We start from the raw sequence: 18,642 nt of genomic DNA on the forward strand, positions 1-18,642 counted from the left end.
GATAAAGTCATCATGGTGTTACTTTTGCTTCAGTGTGAAATAGAAGGTAGCCCCCTCATTAATAGAAGCATCGGCCCATACTTCCTCACCATGTCTGGTCAAAATTCTTTTAACTGTTGCCAGTCCTATTCCGGTTCCTTCAAATTCTTTTTCACTATGTAGTCTCTGAAAGGCCCCAAATAACTTGGTTGAATAGTTTATGTCGAAACCGACACCGTTATCCTGGATTAGAATCACTTGCTTACCGTCTTGCTGTTTAGATAGTAGCTTAACTGAAGGATGTTCTGAGTTTCTTGAGTACTTCGCCGCATTAGAAAGGAAGTTTTCTAGAACGATGGAAATCAATCCTTTGTCTCCTTTCCCAGTAATATTTGGCTGAATGACAAAATTCGTATTAGGGTACTCCTTCGAGAGATCCTCTATAATTTCCTTTGCCATCTTTGAAATATTTAGGGACATTACCGTAATTTCCTGCCTGGTAATGCGTGATAGCAGTAGCAGGTTATCAATCAAAAGGCCCATTTTTACGCTGGCAGAAGAAACTCTTCTTAAGTAATTCTGTCCATTAATATCCAGTTGGCTTGCATAGTCTTCTAAAAGGGCTTGGCTGAATCCATGTATGCTACGTAAGGGTGATCGTAAATCGTGAGATACTGAATAACTGAATGCCTCTAATTCTTTATTGGCATTTTTAAGTTCCGTAGTTCTTTGTTCTACAATTTCTAGTACTTTTTGCTCTTCCTCTTTTCTTTTAGTGATTTCCTGAACGTGACTGATAAAATATTGCGGAATACTATTTTTATTTCTTACTAAGGATACGCTGAGCTGCCCCCAGAAGATGCTTCCATCTTTTCTATAGTACCGTTTATCTAATTGGTAAGTATTAATTTGACCATCAATTATTTGCTCTACTAATTTCATGTCGCCTGCCAAATCATCAGGATGGGTGAGTTTTTGAAAGTTTAGATTAAGCATTTCTTTTGCTGTATAGCCAAACATCTTAGTAAGCGCCTTATTTACTTCCAACCAATTACCTTGAAGGTCAAGAATGCCGATACCGATAGGAGAAAAATCCAGGGCGGCATGAAATTTTTGCTCACTTGCCTTTAATGCATGTTCGATTTGCATATCTCTGGTGATATCCATGCAAATACCACTGAGCATATCATGCTGCTCGCTAAAAGAGCCAATGGTTTTTATGAATTTTTGATTTCCGTGGGCGTCAACAATTCTATAGTTAATGTTAACGTCCTGCCGCTGTGCTAAACTATGTTTAAGTTTTAGAATTAGTTTTTGACGATCCTTTGGATGTACTCTTTTAAGAAAATATCTTAAACTCACGGGTTGATTATCATCAGGAAGATTAAATAAGGAGAGCATTTCCTTATCCCAATCAAAAACTTTCTGGCTCACGTTCCATGACCAAACACCGGCATGTGCCGCCTCAAGAGCCATTTCTAAAATTTTCTGCTTTTCCATTTTATTGTCGTCTCTTACCCCTCCTGTTCTCTCTTCATTAAAGCTATTTATTCTATGAGTATTCAGGTAAATATGTTTTTCTGACCTGGGTTGTTCGTTATTGAAAGTGAAATAATCACCCTCATTTAAATCTGGTGTTTGCTCGGTGCAGTACAATGTGGACAACCTGATGTCATAAACGGAGTTCTTACTCAGTTTTAATTCAGGTGTTCTCTTAGGTACTGTTCCGATCAAACTTATCATCTGGTTTAAATTTTAAGTTCGAAAATATGACTTAAGGCAGATTTGCTGCTCAAAAGCCCTGAATCGGCCTTTTTATTCGTGTTGAAAAGAATATCATTATAACCGTTAAAAATACTATTGTATGCGTGTAAGGAAAAGGTTTCTTTTTTGTTAGCCGATGATGCTATGCCGCATAAAATGATATGATAAAGAGCTAAGAATGGCCTTTGGAATAACTGCTGGGGTTGAACCGAAATAATACTATAAAGGAATAATCTCGTCTTACCTCCTGTAACAGCCAGATATTTAGTTAGCCTCTTTGTCATTTGTTCCCTCTCCTATTCGATACTATAATAAGATACCAAAAAAAACGATAAGAAGGAATAGGTATTAGTATAGTAATGAGTAAGGTTTAGGTATAAATTACATAATACTAATTGACGGACTGAGGGAATATATAGATGTAATTTGAATTATATAAATATGGAATTATAAATGAGGGTTAGCGCTTTTCATACACCAATTTTCCTCGTGTGTTCCATTCTTTAACAATAAAAGGGGTTTCTTCTTTTATGTAAGGCTCTTTAGGGTATCTGATGATTTTCTTTCTTTTACCACTAGCATAGTATTCAATCCAATCTCCAACTCTCATACCCCACCTGAACTCACCTTTAACGGCCACCCTGCCATTATTATGAAAGTAATAATAGTTGCCTTCTTTTTCACCATATTCTATGGGCACTATCTCTTTCATTTTCTCCCTCTTGGAGTCGTAATAGCTTACCATTGACTCACGTGGCCATCCTTTGTAGTATTTTTCTTTATCTACTAAAATGTCATCTTTATTATATTCTACCCACCTTCCATGCTTCATGCCTTTGTAAAAAATGCCCTCTTCAAGAACCTGATCATCCTTCATTCTTTTATAAGGACCGTGAAGCACTGAACCATTCTGCTGGTCTACTTCACCTCCATGCCTGATGGTTCCTCTTCTGTAGTCTAGCCAATAAATGTCCCTTACATAGGGGTCAAGTTCCACAGGTTCTTTTATTACATTGAATAACTCATAGGTCTTAGTGTTACCCATGCCCTTTTGGGTGTACTTTTTTTTGGTTTTTATGCCATAAAAGACGTTCTTTTTTCTCTTTTTCTCTTTAGGCTTTACATAATCTTCCTCTTCCTCCTTATCATCCAGCTCTATGGTGAGAGGGGTGTCTATAGTAAACATCTTATCAGTGCTTTCAGGGTCTACTTCCTGAGCATTAACCGATAAAATTGCTATAAATAAGCATATGCAGGATAAATAATATCTCACGAGAACAAAAGTTTAGGTGGTACTAACGTAAAGAACCAATTTTTATTTCTCTTCATCAATAGAGATGATAAATTAATAGTTCCTCACAATTTATAAAAAAAGCCATGACAATTCGCCATGGCTTTAATTTTGAGAATAATTTTGTTTATTCAGCTGCTAACTCAATACTTCTTTTAATGAAGTTGGTAAGGTCTTTACCTGTTAGCATATTCTGAGAAAGCATGGCCAAATCATAAGCTTGTTTGGCTAGTTGTACTTTCTTGTCTTCTTTCTTCGCTCTTAGGATCTTGCCTACAATGCTGTGGTTTCCATTAACAGAAAGCTCAAATTGATCAGGCATATTTCCCATCATAGCATACTGTCCACCGCCATTCTTAGCCATGTCTTTCATTCTTCTCATAAACTCAGACATGGTTATAGTTACTGGCATGTCATCCGGAGAAAGTGAATTCACAGAGATGTTCATTCTAGGGTTAGCTACAGCTTTTTCAAAAATGCCTTTCACCTTTTCTTCCTCATCCGCACTAAGTACACTTTCTATTTTCTCATCTTTATCAATAAGCTTTTCGATAGTGTCAGCATCCACACGCTTTAGCTGGGTGTTTTCTAGTTTCTGCTCCAAGAAGTTTACATAATGGCTGTCCAGCACTCCATCTAAAAGAAGTACATCATAACCTTTATTTTTAGCTACTTGTATGTAAGTGTCTTGCTTACCAGGATCTGTAGTATAAACATAGATTACGTTGTTATCCTTATCTTTTTGGTTTACTTCTACCTTGGCTTTATACTCATCCATAGTGAAGAACTCACCTTCAGTGTTAGTGAAAAGCGCAAAGTTTTTAGCCTTATCGTAGAACTTGTCTTCGCTAAGCATTCCATATTTTACGAATACTCCTATGTCACTCCATTTGTCCTGGTATGAATTTCTGTCAGACTTGAATAATTCATCCAGTTTATCAGCCACTTTCTTAGTAATGTGATTATTGATCTTCTTCACATTACCGTCTGACTGAAGATAACTTCTCGATACGTTTAATGGAATGTCTGGAGAATCTATAACACCATGAAGCAGCATTAAAAATTCTGGCACTACATCTTTTACCTCATCAGTAATGAATACCTGACGAGAATAAAGCTGAATTTTATTTTTTTGCACCTCGAAGTCGTTCTTCACTTTTGGGAAGTAAAGAATACCGGTAAGATTAAAAGGATAGTCTACGTTCAGATGGATCCAGAATAGAGGATCTTCTGACATAGGGTATAACTCCTTATAAAATTTCAGATAATCCTCATCTTTTAATTCTGAAGGAGACTTTGTCCACAAAGGATCAGTATCATTAATAATACGATCTTTAGTTTCAGTTTTATACTTAGGCTTACCTTCATCATCTTTCCCATCTTCTATTTGCTCGTCTTTTGTACCAAACTTAATAGGAACTGGTAAGAAACGGCAATACTTATCAAGAATAGATTTTAGTTTCCATTCATCTAAAAACTCTTCAGAGTCATCAGCTACATGAAGGATGATGTCAGTACCTCTACTTTCTTTAGTAGCTTCGGTAATTTCATATTCTGTAGAACCATCACAAACCCACCTTGCAGCTTCAGTACCATCCTGATAAGATTTACTAATGATCTCTACTTCCTTAGCTACCATGAAAGCAGAATAAAAACCAAGACCGAATTTTCCTATGATGTCTTTTGCATCACCTTTATCTTTGAATTTCTCTACAAACTCAGTAGCACCGGAAAATGCTATTTGGTTGATGTATTTCTTGATTTCATCAGCTGTCATACCAATACCCTTATCACTCACGGTAATGGTCTTCTTTTCTTTATCAAAACTTACTTCAACGGTGGTATCACCTATCTCTTCACTTATCTCTCCTAAAGATGATAATCTTTTAAGCTTTTGAGTGGCATCTACAGCATTAGAAACCAGCTCTCTTAAGAAAATCTCATGATCTGAATACAAGAACTTCTTGATAATTGGAAAGATGTTCTCGGTATGAATTGAAATTGTACCCTTTTCTGACATTTTTATATTTTTTAATTATTCGATAAATCACTTTGATACGTACGCCCTGACCAAATACTATTCCAGCAGATCAAAAATGACAAAATGACAGATTTACTTACCTTGTCACCATAAAATGTGACATCGTTTATATTTTCGTTGTTCAATTTTTTAAACTTTAGTACTATGAGGCTTTTATTAATTTCAGTGCTAACCATGATATCAATGCTGGCACATTCTCAAGTATGGGTAGGAGGTTCGTCGGGAAACTGGAATAATGTTTTGAATTGGACTGTTACCCCCGTTACATCACGAACATTTAACTCAGGCGGCTCAGTTAGTGTGACCAGTGTTCCGGGTATAACAACTGGGGGATTATATATTTTAAATAACACACATGTTTCACTTACTCCTACAGCTCTTTTATCTGCAACATTCTTTCTGACTAGCACTTTATATATCGAGCCAGGATCTTCCCTTACTTTAAAAACTAACTCTGGTCGTGTGATTAATATAACCATGGGTGGTTCATCAGATGCTGAAATTGGGGGTAATCTAACGTTTGAGGGAGGTATCTTTGATCTTGGAGATAATAGACTACTACTCCATACAAACTCTACTCCTATCAATGGCGTGGCAAGCTCTTTTACACTAGGGAGTGCCTCGAATGTAGAATTTGGCGAAGCTGGAAACACCTCAGGAGATATGATCATAATCCCTGATGATATTTTTTCTTCTGACCCTCAGGTAGAAACGATTGTAATAAATAGGACAAACGGTGTTCAGCTGGGCAATCAACCATTTACGGTAACAGATCAAGCTACATTTACTCTGGGAGATATTCATACCAATGATAATGGGAGATTGATATTTTCCAGCACTGCTCTTAATCCTGCTGAGATTCATGGCAGTGCTATTGTAGGCTACGCTGAAATGGAGTCTAGAGCAATAAGCACTGGCGCATTAGATTTTCTTGGGGCGAACATATCATCTGGTGAGGATATTGGTAATGTCAGTTTAACTAGAAGGACAGGCTCTGTAGGCGAAAACACTTTCAATGGCAACTCTAGTGTTTCATCAACTTGGGATATTTCTGTTTCAAGTGAGCCATCAACTACGGGTAGACTCATGTCCCTTGCCTGGCTTCCAGATATGGATAACTCCGTGAATATTTCCAATGATTTCCAAAAGTTTGTGTCTGACGGCCTTGGGGGCTGGGATGGTTTAGGATCACTCGCAAGTCTTAGCATTATCAGCGACTGGAGAATAACGACACCAGTTGCTGTATTCTCTATTTCAGGCACTCTGACAGTGGCTGATGAAAATAATGTTTTACCGGTATCAATCGCTGGCTTAAAAGCACGAAACGCAAAGGGTAAGATTGAGATTACATGGCAAACCCTATCTGAAATTCAAAACGATTATTTCATTCTTGAGAAGCAATTGGCTGGTGCTTTTTCACCCATCGGAAAAATAGGAGGAGCAGGTAATTCCAATGATTTGATTGAGTATAAAGGCGTGGATAATGACCCCGCTATTGGTCAGAATGTATATCGCTTGAAGCAGGTTGATCTGGATGGATCAATTACTTATTACGGTCCGGTAAGTTGCGATTATAGAAGTGGAAACCTCAGGCTGGTGGCTTATCCTAATCCTGTCATTAATGGAGCTGCATCCTATGTGATGTTTACTGCAGACGATGAATTGATCATGAACTTGCGACTTGTAAATTACTTGGGCCAGGAGTTTATGAACAAAGAGATCAAGTCTAATGAAGCATATGTCCTGCCCTCGGCTGATCTGCAGAATGGGATGTACAAACTTATAGCCACTGATCCATTTGGACAAAAAATTGCCAAATCAATAGTAATCAGTGACTAAAAGATATTATCTGATTCTATCTACTGATCTAACGAGCTTTTCATCTTTTCTGATGAAGCGGTTAGCAAGCACATTCATGATCATGGCGCCAATTGGAAGAAAGCTACCCATGCCGTAAGTCCAGTTTTGCTCAATTGATTCTTCCGCCATGACTTCTCTGGCAAACCAGAACCCTAGACCAAGAGTACCAATCATTAACAAAGAATTAAGAGCACTTAATTTTATTTGTAAAAGCCTGTTATTGAAGCGAGTGATCTCAACAATTCCGACAATGGCAGATAATACAGCACACACGCCTATCAGGATATAAGGAAATGTTACTTTCGAAACTTCTTCTACACCATTTGAAGTGAGTAAATAGAAGGCGGTGAGCAGAATTCCCTGATCGCTATCTGGGCTATGGTAAGCCCACATTGGGAAGATCAATGTTAGTAACATTAGTATCACTACTAATAATAGAAATACGGTTTGAATCCTTTGTAACATATTGCTATTGGCTTAAATTGCGAGTGCAAATTAAATCAAACCGTGCGGTTAAAAAAAGCAAATCCGCATTTACCCCTTAACCTTTTAATTTCCTCAGAAAACTACTACTTATGGAAAGTGCTTATATTGTTGATATTTTAAGAACACCAATTGGCAAGTTTGGTGGTACTTTAGCCACTATAAGACCGGATGATTTAGCGGCGCATGTAATTAAGAATCTGATAATTAGAAATAATACTATTGATTTTAATGATGTTGAAGACGTCATTTTTGGTGCGGCAAATCAGGCTGGTGAGGACAATAGAAATGTGGCCAGAATGGCGGCGCTCCTGGCAGACTTACCTCTATCAGTAGGTGGCGTTACTGTCAATAGATTATGTGCTTCTGGTTTGCAATCTATTATGGATGCTTCTCGGGCAGTGATGCTTCAGGAGGGCGCAATTTACATAGCAGGTGGAACTGAAAGCATGACCAGAGCTCCATTTGTCACTGCCAAATCCGAAGTTCCTTTTGGAAGGTCTGTAGAAACTTATGACACTACTATTGGGTGGAGGTTTGTTAATCCTGATCTAGCATCCAAGCACTACCCCTTTGGAATGGGTGAGACTGCAGAAAATGTAGCAGAAAAATATAAAATTTCTCGAGAGGAACAGGATGCTTTTGCTCATACCTCACAAGAGAGATATCAAAAAGCGTATGAAGCAGGAAAATTTAATGCTGAAATAGTAGCCGTAAATGTTCCTCAGAAAAGAGCAGAGGATATTTTATTTCAAAAAGATGAACATCCAAGGTTATCTAGTTTAGAAAAACTGGCAAGCTTAAGTCCGGCTTTTAAAAAAGGTGGAACAGTAACGGCCGGAAACTCTTCTGGAATAAATGATGGCGCTGCTGCTGCCCTAATAGTAAGTGAGGCAACGCTAAAGAAATATAATTTGAAACCAATGGCCAGAGTGGCTTCTATGGCTATAGCAGGTGTAGATCCTACCATTATGGGTGTAGGTCCGGTGCCAGCTACTCAGAAAGCCTTGAAAAGAGCTGGCCTGCAAATAAAGGATCTTGATTTAATTGAACTCAACGAGGCTTTTGCTTCTCAATCTATTGCTTGCATGAGAGATCTTGATTTGGACCCAAATATTGTAAATGTTAATGGTGGTTCAATAGCCATTGGTCATCCTTTGGGGGCTAGTGGTACGCGAATTTCAGCAACGCTTCTACATGAATTACAAAAAAGAGATAATGTAAAATACGGTCTGGCCACTATGTGTGTAGGTGTGGGACAAGGTGCCGCCGTGATATATGAAAAGTTATGAAAATGACTGATTTAAAAGTTATTGGCTTTGATGCTGATGATACCTTATGGATAAATGAAAATTATTTTCGCGAAGCAGAAAGTGCTTTCTGCGAAATGCTATCAGATTTTGCTGATGAGAAACAGGTCATGGAGACCCTGTTTAAAATCGAAATTCGAAACCTTGAGCTTTATGGTTTTGGAATTAAAGGCTTCACGCTTTCTATGATAGAATGTGCTACAGAAATCTGTGGAGAAAAACTGACATCAAAGCTCACCAGCAGAATTCTGTGCATAGGTCAGGAAATGTTAGATAAACCTGTAATTCTTTTAGACAAAGTGGAGGAGATACTTCAACACCTAAAGGATAAATACAGAATTATTTTAGTTACCAAAGGAGATTTACTAGATCAGCACCGCAAGCTGGAAAAGTCTGGACTGGAAAAATATTTTCACCACATAGAAGTGATGAATAACAAGTCAGAGGCGGATTATAGCAAGTTGGTGAAGCACTTAGATATTATTCCAGATGAGTTTTTAATGATTGGCAATTCTCTTAAATCAGATGTTATTCCTGTTCTGAATGTTGGAGCACATGCTATATATGTTCCTTATGAAATTACCTGGCAGCATGAAGTCCCCTCTCCTGAGGTATTGGTAAAAGAATATGTGCAAGTAGAATCATTGCATGACATTTTAGAATACGTTTAATGAGATATTTTTTTGAGGTTTCCTACCATGGAAAAAACTACCACGGATGGCAGCGGCAGAATAATGCCATTTCTGTACAACAGGTTCTAGAGGAGGCACTTGCATTACTTACAGGAGTAGATACTATAGTAATTACCGGAAGTGGGCGTACGGATACGGGAGTGCACTGCAAGCAGCAATTTTTTCATGCAGAAATAGAAAAGAATATCGATTGTGGTAAACTTCAATACAATTTAAATAGTTATTTACCGGAAGATATAAGCATTAACTCCATATTTGCAGTAAATGAGGAGGCTCATGCAAGATTTTCAGCTGTTTCCAGAAGTTATGAATATCATGTGAGCAAAAAGAAAACGCCATTTTTTAAAGACATGAGTCATGTGTATGTAAAACCTCTGGATATTACAACCATGAACGAGGCGGCTACGTTACTCATTGGAGACAAAGATTTTGAAGCGTTTAGCAAAGTAAAAACGGATGTAAATAATTTCAACTGTGACATTACCTATGCTAAATGGGAGGAGGATGAAAATTTCTACGTATTTCATATTTCTGCTAACAGATTTTTACGAGGCATGGTGAGAGCCATTGTCGGCACGCTTTTTCAGATTGGTATGGGAAAGATGAGTGTAGATCAATTTGCTGAGATTATTGAAAGTAAAGACAGAAGAAATGCAGGTGCGGCAGCTCCGGCACAAGGACTTTTTTTAACTAGGGTTAAATACCCTGATGATATTGTAAACTAGATTGGAAAAAGAAAAAGTTAATAGCGGTAATATAGTAGACCTTCAGGTTTTAAAAAGACTCCTAAAGTTCATACAGCCCTACAAAGGAAGGTTTATCTTTTTAATCATTCTTACTATTGCCTTGGGTGCTTTAGCTCCCTTAATGCCTCTGCTCATTCAGCAGACACTAGATAATCACGTGGCATTCGGTGATTATTCCGGTATGGTAACTATGATGATGATACTGATCGGGATACTCATAGCTCAGGCTATAGTACAGTATGCTCATACTTATCTCTCAGGTTGGCTGGGTCAGTATGTTATCAGAGACATTAGAGTGCAGCTTTATGAGCACTTAGTTAAATTGAGGCTTAAGTTTTTTGATAATACCCCAATTGGCCGACTAGTTACAAGGACCATTTCTGATGTAGAGACACTGGCAGATGTATTTTCTCAAGGTTTAGCAGCCATGATGGGAGACCTGCTACAGCTTGTTTTTATCCTTATCATTATGTTTAGTAGTGATTGGAGGCTGGCCCTAATCAGTTTGTCTACTTTACCAATTCTATTACTATCCACTTATGTGTTTAAGGAAAAGATTAAGGTAGCTTTTAATGATGTTCGAAATGCGGTGGCAAATCTAAATTCGTTTGTGCAAGAGCACATTACGGGAATGAGCATAGTCCAAATTTTCGGTAGTGAGCAAAAGGAATATGAAAAGTTTAGAGAGATAAACCGAGATCATAAAAGAGCCAACCTTAAATCCGTTTTATATTATTCCATCTATTTCCCTGTGGCCGAAATTATTAGTGCGGCGGGTATAGGCCTATTAGTATGGTACGGAGCAAAAGGTGTTATTAATGAGGAGGTTAGCGGATTTACTATAGGTAAGCTAATTGCTTTTATCATGTACATCAACATGTTCTTTAGACCGATACGAATGATTGCTGATAGGTTCAATACATTGCAATTAGGTATAGTAAGTTCTAGCAGAATATTAAAGCTGTTGGATAATGATGAGTTTATTCCTGATGAAGGAAAGCACGCACCTGATCATATAGATGGTGCCGTTTCATTTGACAAAGTATGGTTTGCGTATAATGATGATGAATATGTGCTGAAAGACATCAACTTTAGCGTAAAACCAGGTGAGACATTGGCTCTTGTTGGTGCTACTGGTGCCGGAAAGTCTTCTATCATTAATCTTCTAAATAGATTTTATGATATCAATAGAGGTTCTATTCAGGTCGATGGCGTAGATATAAAGGAGTATGATCTTTCTAGCCTAAGAGGCAAAATTGGAGTTGTACTTCAAGATGTATTCCTGTACAGTGACACTATCTATCATAACATCACCCTTGGCCATGATTCAATCACTGAAGAGGAAGTGATGAAAGCTGCTGAAATTGTTGGTGCTAAAAAATTTATTGAACGATTACCAGGTGGATTGCATTATAATGTAATGGAGCGTGGCTCTACCTTATCTGTAGGTCAGCGGCAGTTGATCTCTTTTGTGAGGGCCATGGTTTATGATCCGAAGATACTGGTTCTGGATGAAGCTACTTCTTCAGTAGATTCTGAAACTGAAGAGCTTATACAGAATGCGATAGAAAAAATGATGAAGGGCAGAACTTCAATTGTTATTGCTCACAGACTATCAACTATCCAAAAGGCGGATAAGATAATAGTGTTAGACAAAGGGGAAATTAAAGAGGAAGGCACTCATAATGAGTTAATTAACCTAGATGGCTATTACACTCAACTCCATAAAATGCAGTATAAAGAAATAGTTTAATTTTTTGCCTTAAATTATTGAAATTGCCATACTCTGGCTAAATTACTTCTCTAAAATATTTTTTTAATGCCATTTTTACTAAAGACATCTTTATTCTTTGGTCTGCTGTGTTTTTTTGCGATCAATGTATCTGCCCAGCGCAAGCCCCAGCCTTTCTACAAAGGCAGGTATAAACCTGTGAAAATATCCAGACAGAAGGCTAAGGTTGTATGTCCTGTTTTTCAAGATAGTGAATATCCTTATCAGGGAATTGGCTTTAAGCTTGGAGACCCTTCCGCTATTACCTATAAATTTTATGCTACTAAGAATTTTGCACTAGCTGTTGATGTAGGACGCACCGCAAGCGGATTATATAGTAAATATTATGCCTCGGAATTTGATTCATATACTGAAAGTGATACCCTGATTGGTACGCAGAATGTAGAATATCTAAACCACAAGGTAAAGTTTGACTGGCAGGGAGAAGCTAAAATCCTTTATCATATCAACGGTGACAGGTGGATAAAGGGTATACAAGGCTACCTTGGTGCTGGTTGGCAATGGAGACGTGCTCAAATTAGATATGAATACATTCTTGAGTTGAATTTCAATGAGAATGAAATATTATCTTTTGAAAGAGAGCGGTTTGCCACTGGGCCTGTGGGCGTGGTCGGTCTGGAGTATTCATATTTTGAGCTTCCTATATCTGCTTTCATAGAACTGGAAGTATTCTCCGATGTATTTGAAGATCCAGGATGGATAAGGCCACAAGGCGGAGTTGGCCTAAGATACATTTTTTAAGGCTTTTGTACCTTAGCTGGTAACTTCTTGTAATTTTACCTTCCTAATTTAAGCTCATTTTTCTATGGTTAAGAAAATTTTACCCATCGTAGTGGTTATTGTAGTAATAGGTGCCGTTGGTTATTACCTACTTGGTGGAGGTGAAAGTATTCAGTTTGAAATAAGGGAGTATCCGGACCTTCACGTAACGGGTAAGGAATTTCTTGGCAAGTACAATGATGGTGCGGTGAAAGATCTATTCTTTGAAGCTAAGCAAATTTCGGAGTCTCGAGAGGGTTGTGATGTTACAGTAATACATTATGAAACGCCTGAATTGCAAGATTCTGTAAGACAATTTATTGGTGTTTCTTCCCCAGATTCATCATTTGTTTCCGGTAAGGCGTTTAATGAAGTCCGAAGTTTTGAGAAGCCAACAATGCTTAAAGCTGTAATAACGGCTCACAATTTTGTGATGCCTAGACCTGAAGAGGTGAAATCAAAGGCATCTGAATATGCAAAGGAAAAGGGCTATGAGCTTGAGGGATATTCAATTGAGGTTTATAAAGGAACCCGAGACCTTGAAATATTATTTCCGTTAAAGAAGCTATAATTAAGATATAGCTTCTTCACTTAGCGTTTGCTTATCATAAAGCTCCTTGTAAGTTCCGTTGGCTTTCATAAGCTCTTCATGTGTGCCTTTTTCAACGGCCACACCATCGTCGAGAACTATTATTTTATCCGCAAGCTTCGCAGATGAAACTCTATGAGAAATAATGATGGATGTTCTACCCTGCATAATGTTCTTCATACTGTTAAGGATAGTATTTTCCGTTTTAGTATCTACTGCAGAAAGTGCATCATCGAGCATCAGTATCTTTGGATCTCTTGAGATAGCTCTTGCTATGGATACACGCTGCTTTTGTCCACCACTTAAAGTAATACCACGCTCTCCTACCCTGGTGTTGAATCCATTCGGGAAATCCATAATGTTATCATAAACATCGGCATCTTTAGCCGCTTTTAGTACTTTCTCCTCACTTAAGTCATTGGTACCAAAAGCAATGTTGTTAAAAATGGTATCGCTAAATAAGAAAACATCTTGAGGCACATAACCTAGCTGGCTTCTTAAGCTTACCATTTCATATTTCTTGATGTTTTTATCATCTATAAGGATTTCTCCCTCAGTGGTATCATATAATCTGGAGATAAGATTGGCAATGGTGCTCTTCCCTGAGCCCGTAGTACCAATAATTGACAATGATTGACCTGGTTTTATTTCAAAAGAAACATCTTTCAAGGCTGTAATGCCAGAGTCAGGGTAAACGAAAGTAACATTCTTAAATTCGATCTCTCCCCTTAGCTCTTGCTGAATGTTTTCCGTACTTATAATGTCATTTTTGGTTTTCAGGAATTCATTGATCCTCTTTTGTGATGCTGCTGCTCTTTGAATTAGACTACTGATCCACCCTAAAGAAGCCACGGGCCAGGTTAGTAGGTTTACATAGATGATAAACTCAGCTATATTTCCAAAACTCAATGAACCATCAATTACCTCTGTACTTCCGGCATAGATGGTAAGAATTGTACTAAGACCAATCAACCCCAGAATTAACGGAAAGAATAAAGACTGTACTTTGGTGAGCCTAAGTGACTTGTGTTTATACTCATCACTCTTTTCAGTAAACTGCTGTACAGAATCCTTCTCCTTAGTAAATGATTTTAATACCCGAATACCTGAAAATGCTTCCTGCGCAAAAGTGGAAAGACCAGATTGACTGATCTGTATTTCTTCTGACCGCTTATTTATGATGTTATTCACATAATAAATGCTGATAGAAAGTATGGGTAAAGGAATTAATGCATATAAAGTAAGGGTAACATTAATAGAGAGCATGTAAGGGATCAAAATGGCGAAAAGCACGAAAAGATTGAGTCCGTACATAATAGACGGCCCCAGGTACATACGCACCTTGCTCACATCTTCTGAAATCCTATTCATTAAGTCACCAGTATTATTTCTACGATAGAAACTTAATGGTAAAGATTGATAATGCGCATATATCTCATTCTTCAGATCATATTCTATAAGACGAGACATGGCTATTATCGTTTGCCTTACAAAAAAGAGAAATACACCTCGAAGAAGCGCCATGGCTAAAATCAGCACAGCGTAAATGATTATACTCCCGGCAAAAATGGTATAGTAGTTTTCCTGTAATTCAAGCCCGTCTAAAGATTTGTATATGGTGATGTTCTCTGTAACCAGATTTAATGCATACCTGACTATTAGAGCAGGAGCGATCTGAAATATTACAGAAAGTATAATAAATATGACCCCTGAAATGAGGTGATATTTGTATTTGAAAAGATATTTATTGAGGTAACTTAATTCTTTCATGCAGCACGAGCACACTCATTTAAAATGTGCAGAAAAATCCATTAATATCTAGATAACGAGCTTACGAATAAGAGGTTTTTCGCAATCGTTTTCTACGTTGATAAAATATTAAAAAAAGTCTACTTTTGCGCGACCTTATGATGAGCGATTATGCTCTAATAAGCCAAAACTACGATAAACAAATTATTTAACGGTACTAAGATGCAAATAAATGAAATGGAACGGATTTCTGAAGATTCCGTATTTGGAGGGTTAGCAAAACTAGGCCACGAGCAGGTCGTATTTTGCCATGATGAAGCAACAGGCCTTAAGGCCATTATTGCTATTCACAACACGGTTTTAGGACCAGCCTTAGGTGGCACCAGGATGTGGAACTATGCGTCTGAAAAGGAGGCTCTGAATGATGCTTTAAGACTTTCACGTGGTATGACCTATAAATCAGCCATAACCGGATTAAATCTTGGTGGTGGTAAAGCAGTTATTATAGGAGATGCGTCTACTATGAAAACTGAAGCTTTCATGAGAAGATTTGGCAAATTCGTGAATAGCCTGAACGGTAAGTACGTTACCGCTGAGGACGTGAACATGAAGACCCGTGACATGGAGCTTATCGGTATGGAAACTAAGCACGTTACAGGTCTGCCGCAAAGCATGGGTGGTGGAGGTGATCCTTCTCCTGTTACTGCTTATGGTACTTATATGGGAATGAAAGCTACTGCCAAAAAAGTATTTGGTAGTGATAGTCTTACTGGTAAAAAAGTGGCTGTGCAAGGTGTTGGCCAGGTGGGTATGTATTTGGTCGAGTATCTGACAAAAGAAAATGCAGAGATCTACATTACTGACATTAGTGAGGAGAAGCTTAAGAGCGTGGCGTCTACATCAGGAGCTAAAATAGTAGGCATGGATGAAATCTATGATATTGATATGGATATCTATGCTCCTTGTGCATTAGGTGCTACATTGAATGATGACACCATCGGTCGATTGAAGTGTGCTATGGTAGCTGGAGCGGCTAATAACCAGTTAGCAGATGAGCAAAAGCATGGTTACTTGTTGCTTGACAAGGGAATTACTTATGCACCAGACTTTCTAATAAATGCTGGTGGTATTATTAACGTATATGAAGAGTTCTTAGGAAACTATAATAGAGATAGAGCCTATGCCATGGCTGAAAATATCTATGATACTTGCCTTAATATTTTAAATGAAGCTGAAACTGATGGTATTTCTACTCAGGAAGCAGCTATTAAAATGGCAGAAAAACGTATTTCAGATATTGGCAAGGTGAAGTTGTCACTATAAGATATTATTGTTTAATTTTGCATTAGCAAAAGGACACTCCCATAAGTCTCCTCAAAATCTGCCGAACCTTTTGGCCGGCAATTACATGTAGTTTTGAAACATGACTTTTGAGAGTGTCTTTATTTTTTATGGACTAATAAGTTCTTTTTTTACACTGAAATGCTCAATAGACGAACATTAAGAATTAAGGCTATGCAAACCATCTTTGCCTATAGACAAGGTAGAGAGGCTAATTTTGGAATAGCCCAAGAGTACATTGCGGAGGGATTTGCACCTGATTTGAACTCTATGGAGGTGCAAGACAGAGGTTTGCTGAAAGAGCAAACACAAGAGGCCTTGAAAATTTTTAAGGCTAACTATAAAGATGAATCTTTCTCTAGCACAGCTGGCTCTGCAGAAAGAGTGAATACTGTGGTAGATGATGCTATTCGTCAGTACCACAGAAATGTGCACAAGGATTACCTGTTTTTTAAGAAAAACATGGTTACAGAAGCGGAAAAAATTCATGACCGCTACATCTCAATTCTTAACTTATTAATAAGCTTTTCTGAGAGATCTGTTCAGGACAAGAGGGAAAATCACGGCAACTTTGTTAAAAATTTGTTAATTAAATCTCTTTCCTCGAATGAGAACCTGGAAAATATTAGCTTGAGAAGAAATCTCAAGTGGGATGAAGAAGATACTTCCGTTTGGCAGTGGTTTAAAGAGTTTGTAAAGACTGATGATGAATACAAACAATATCAAAACCTGGCAGAAACCACTTTTGAAGATGACAAAGCTCTTTTAATGCACATTGTTAAAAACATCATTTTCAAAAATGAAGTTATAGACAAGTACATGGAAGAGCAGGACATTAACTGGACTGAGGACCGAGCTATTATTAAGAGTTTGGTTACAAAGACGTTAAAGTCTATTTCAGAGGAAGACGATGAGTCTGATCTGGAAATTCAAGAGTTGTCTTACAACTGGGAAGATGACAAGGAGTTCTTTATCATGTTGTTCGTGGAAACTACTAAAGTAGAAGCTGAGTACGAAGAATTAATCTCTAAAAAGACCAAAAACTGGGACATAGAGAGGATAGCGGCTACCGATAGAATAATATTGGAAATGGCAATCTGTGAAATGATTAATTTCCCAAGTATACCGGTAAAAGTTACAATTAATGAATATATTGAGGTCGCTAAAAAATATAGCACACCAAAAAGTAAAACCTTCGTCAATGGTGTGCTGGATGTTATAGCTAATGAATTGACAGATTCTGGTGACATCAGGAAAAGTGGACGAGGATTAATTGACAATAAATAAAAACTAAACCGAAATATGAGTAGTAAATCAGGTAACTCTTTTTTAGCCTTTCTACTAGGAGCAACTACCGGAGCAGTATTAGGAATTTTATATGCACCGGATAAAGGTTCAAACACCAGAGATAGACTAACATATAGATTAGACAAGTATAAAAAAATGCTTGAGGAGTTAGTGGATGATCTGGTAACGGAGAAAGACAGAAACTTTAATGAAGCAAAAAGCCACGGACAAAAGGTAGTGGATGATGCTAAAGAAAAGGCTGAAAAGCTTCTTGAAGATGTGGATGAGCTAATCAGCCACATTAAAAAAGGAGATAAGAAAGACGAGTTAAATTAAAAACTATTATTGTTTGTAAATAACGAACACAAATTAAACCTAATATGAGAAAAGGAATCAAATTATCGCTATTAGTTGGTCTTTTGGCAATGGTTTTTGCTGCATGTAGTAGCAATAAAGATTCAGAGAAGAGAATTGCTGAATTAGAAAACAGAATCAATGAACTAGAAGGCACTGGTGCTACGGCAAATCCTGCTACAGCAACACCTGTTGCTCCTGCTCCGGAAGAAAAACCAGAAGGTCCTCTTCCTGCATTCGAATTTGAAGAAGAAGAGTTTGATTTTGGTGAAATTAACGAAGGTGACATTGTAGAGCATACTTTCAAGTTTAAGAACGTAGGTGACGCTCCGCTAATCATTCAAGATGCTAAAGGTTCTTGTGGATGTACAGTGCCTACATGGCCTAAGGAGCCAATTCCAGTAGGAGGTACAGGAGAAGTTACGGCTAAGTTTAACAGTAAAGGAAAATCTAATACTCAAAACAAAACTGTAACGCTTACTTCTAACACTTGGCCTAAGCTTACAAGACTTAGAATTAAAGCTCAGGTTAACTCTACAGACGCTCCTGCTACGGACGGTCCTGTGAAGTAACAATCATAGAAAAAACATAAAAAACATCCCAGC

Annotated in this window: 17 protein-coding genes; 11 read left to right on the forward strand and 6 right to left on the reverse strand. The window is 37.7% G+C overall.

The features are described from left to right. Positions 1 to 18: 18 nt before the first annotated feature. The 4 genes from LVD16_RS03900 to htpG form a co-directional block, all read right to left on the reverse strand. On the reverse strand, positions 19 to 1,722 hold the full coding sequence (locus LVD16_RS03900; RefSeq protein WP_233772280.1) for a sensor histidine kinase: 1,704 nt from the start codon (positions 1,720 to 1,722) through the stop codon (positions 19 to 21). A 5-nt stretch (positions 1,723 to 1,727) separates the two neighbouring features. After that, the gene (locus LVD16_RS03905; protein ID WP_233772281.1) at positions 1,728 to 2,027 is read right to left on the reverse strand and encodes a hypothetical protein; all 300 of its coding nucleotides are present in this window, start codon (positions 2,025 to 2,027) and stop codon (positions 1,728 to 1,730) included. Positions 2,028 to 2,203: 176 nt separating this feature from the next. Next, positions 2,204 to 3,016: a toxin-antitoxin system YwqK family antitoxin gene (locus LVD16_RS03910; RefSeq protein WP_233772282.1), complete on the reverse strand. Its 813-nt coding sequence runs from the start codon at positions 3,014 to 3,016 to the stop codon at positions 2,204 to 2,206. A gap of 145 nt (positions 3,017 to 3,161) precedes the next feature. Continuing rightward, entirely contained in the window at positions 3,162 to 5,054 is a 1,893-nt protein-coding gene (gene htpG / locus LVD16_RS03915; protein WP_233772283.1) for a molecular chaperone HtpG, read from the reverse strand. Positions 5,055 to 5,219: 165 nt separating this feature from the next. On the opposite strand from htpG, the gene LVD16_RS03920 reads away from it, so the two are divergent. Beyond that, a complete protein-coding gene (locus tag LVD16_RS03920; RefSeq protein WP_233772284.1) occupies positions 5,220 to 6,914 on the forward strand; it encodes a T9SS type A sorting domain-containing protein in 1,695 nt (564 codons plus the stop codon). Positions 6,915 to 6,920: 6 nt separating this feature from the next. On the opposite strand, the gene LVD16_RS03925 is transcribed toward LVD16_RS03920, so the two are convergent. Further along, positions 6,921 to 7,400 carry a DUF4293 domain-containing protein gene (locus tag LVD16_RS03925; RefSeq protein ID WP_233772285.1) on the reverse strand — a complete coding sequence of 160 codons (480 nt, stop codon included), beginning with the start codon at positions 7,398 to 7,400 and terminating at the stop codon, positions 6,921 to 6,923. Between the two features lie 110 nt (positions 7,401 to 7,510). Here LVD16_RS03925 and LVD16_RS03930 point away from each other — a divergent pair, with 110 nt between their 5' ends. The 6 genes from LVD16_RS03930 to LVD16_RS03955 all read left to right on the forward strand — a co-directional run bounded on the left by LVD16_RS03930 (position 7,511) and on the right by LVD16_RS03955 (position 13,288). Then, positions 7,511 to 8,710, forward strand: coding sequence for a thiolase family protein (locus LVD16_RS03930; protein WP_233772286.1), 1,200 nt, complete (start codon positions 7,511 to 7,513; stop codon positions 8,708 to 8,710). A 2-nt stretch (positions 8,711 to 8,712) separates the two neighbouring features. Next, on the forward strand, positions 8,713 to 9,399 hold the full coding sequence (locus LVD16_RS03935; RefSeq protein ID WP_233772287.1) for an HAD family hydrolase: 687 nt from the start codon (positions 8,713 to 8,715) through the stop codon (positions 9,397 to 9,399). Continuing rightward, complete coding sequence (gene truA, locus LVD16_RS03940) at positions 9,399 to 10,145, forward strand: tRNA pseudouridine(38-40) synthase TruA (RefSeq protein ID WP_233772288.1); 747 nt, start codon at positions 9,399 to 9,401, stop codon at positions 10,143 to 10,145. Before LVD16_RS03935 ends, truA begins: the two co-directional genes overlap by 1 nt. 1 nt (position 10,146) lies before the next feature. Next, the gene (locus LVD16_RS03945; protein WP_233772289.1) at positions 10,147 to 11,919 is read left to right on the forward strand and encodes an ABC transporter ATP-binding protein; all 1,773 of its coding nucleotides are present in this window, start codon (positions 10,147 to 10,149) and stop codon (positions 11,917 to 11,919) included. 66 nt (positions 11,920 to 11,985) lie between these two features. Further along, positions 11,986 to 12,699, forward strand: coding sequence for a hypothetical protein (locus LVD16_RS03950; RefSeq protein WP_233772290.1), 714 nt, complete (start codon positions 11,986 to 11,988; stop codon positions 12,697 to 12,699). A 64-nt stretch (positions 12,700 to 12,763) separates the two neighbouring features. After that, positions 12,764 to 13,288, forward strand: coding sequence for a hypothetical protein (locus LVD16_RS03955; protein ID WP_233772291.1), 525 nt, complete (start codon positions 12,764 to 12,766; stop codon positions 13,286 to 13,288). On the opposite strand, the gene LVD16_RS03960 is transcribed toward LVD16_RS03955, so the two are convergent. Further along, a complete protein-coding gene (locus tag LVD16_RS03960) occupies positions 13,289 to 15,076 on the reverse strand; it encodes an ABC transporter ATP-binding protein (protein WP_233772292.1) in 1,788 nt (595 codons plus the stop codon). 201 nt (positions 15,077 to 15,277) lie between these two features. On the opposite strand from LVD16_RS03960, the gene LVD16_RS03965 reads away from it, so the two are divergent. The 4 genes from LVD16_RS03965 to LVD16_RS03980 all read left to right on the forward strand — a co-directional run bounded on the left by LVD16_RS03965 (position 15,278) and on the right by LVD16_RS03980 (position 18,609). Continuing rightward, positions 15,278 to 16,378, forward strand: a complete 1,101-nt coding sequence (locus LVD16_RS03965; protein WP_305038996.1) for a Glu/Leu/Phe/Val dehydrogenase dimerization domain-containing protein — start codon at positions 15,278 to 15,280, stop codon at positions 16,376 to 16,378. A gap of 192 nt (positions 16,379 to 16,570) precedes the next feature. Continuing rightward, positions 16,571 to 17,683, forward strand: a complete 1,113-nt coding sequence (gene nusB, locus LVD16_RS03970) for a transcription antitermination factor NusB (RefSeq protein ID WP_233772293.1) — start codon at positions 16,571 to 16,573, stop codon at positions 17,681 to 17,683. Between the two features lie 15 nt (positions 17,684 to 17,698). After that, positions 17,699 to 18,019, forward strand: a complete 321-nt coding sequence (locus LVD16_RS03975; protein WP_233772294.1) for a YtxH domain-containing protein — start codon at positions 17,699 to 17,701, stop codon at positions 18,017 to 18,019. A 44-nt stretch (positions 18,020 to 18,063) separates the two neighbouring features. Then, positions 18,064 to 18,609, forward strand: a complete 546-nt coding sequence (locus LVD16_RS03980; RefSeq protein ID WP_233772295.1) for a DUF1573 domain-containing protein — start codon at positions 18,064 to 18,066, stop codon at positions 18,607 to 18,609. Positions 18,610 to 18,642: the final 33 nt, after the last annotated feature.

Source organism: Fulvivirga ligni (assembly GCF_021389935.1).
GTDB lineage: Bacteria > Bacteroidota > Bacteroidia > Cytophagales > Cyclobacteriaceae > Fulvivirga > Fulvivirga ligni.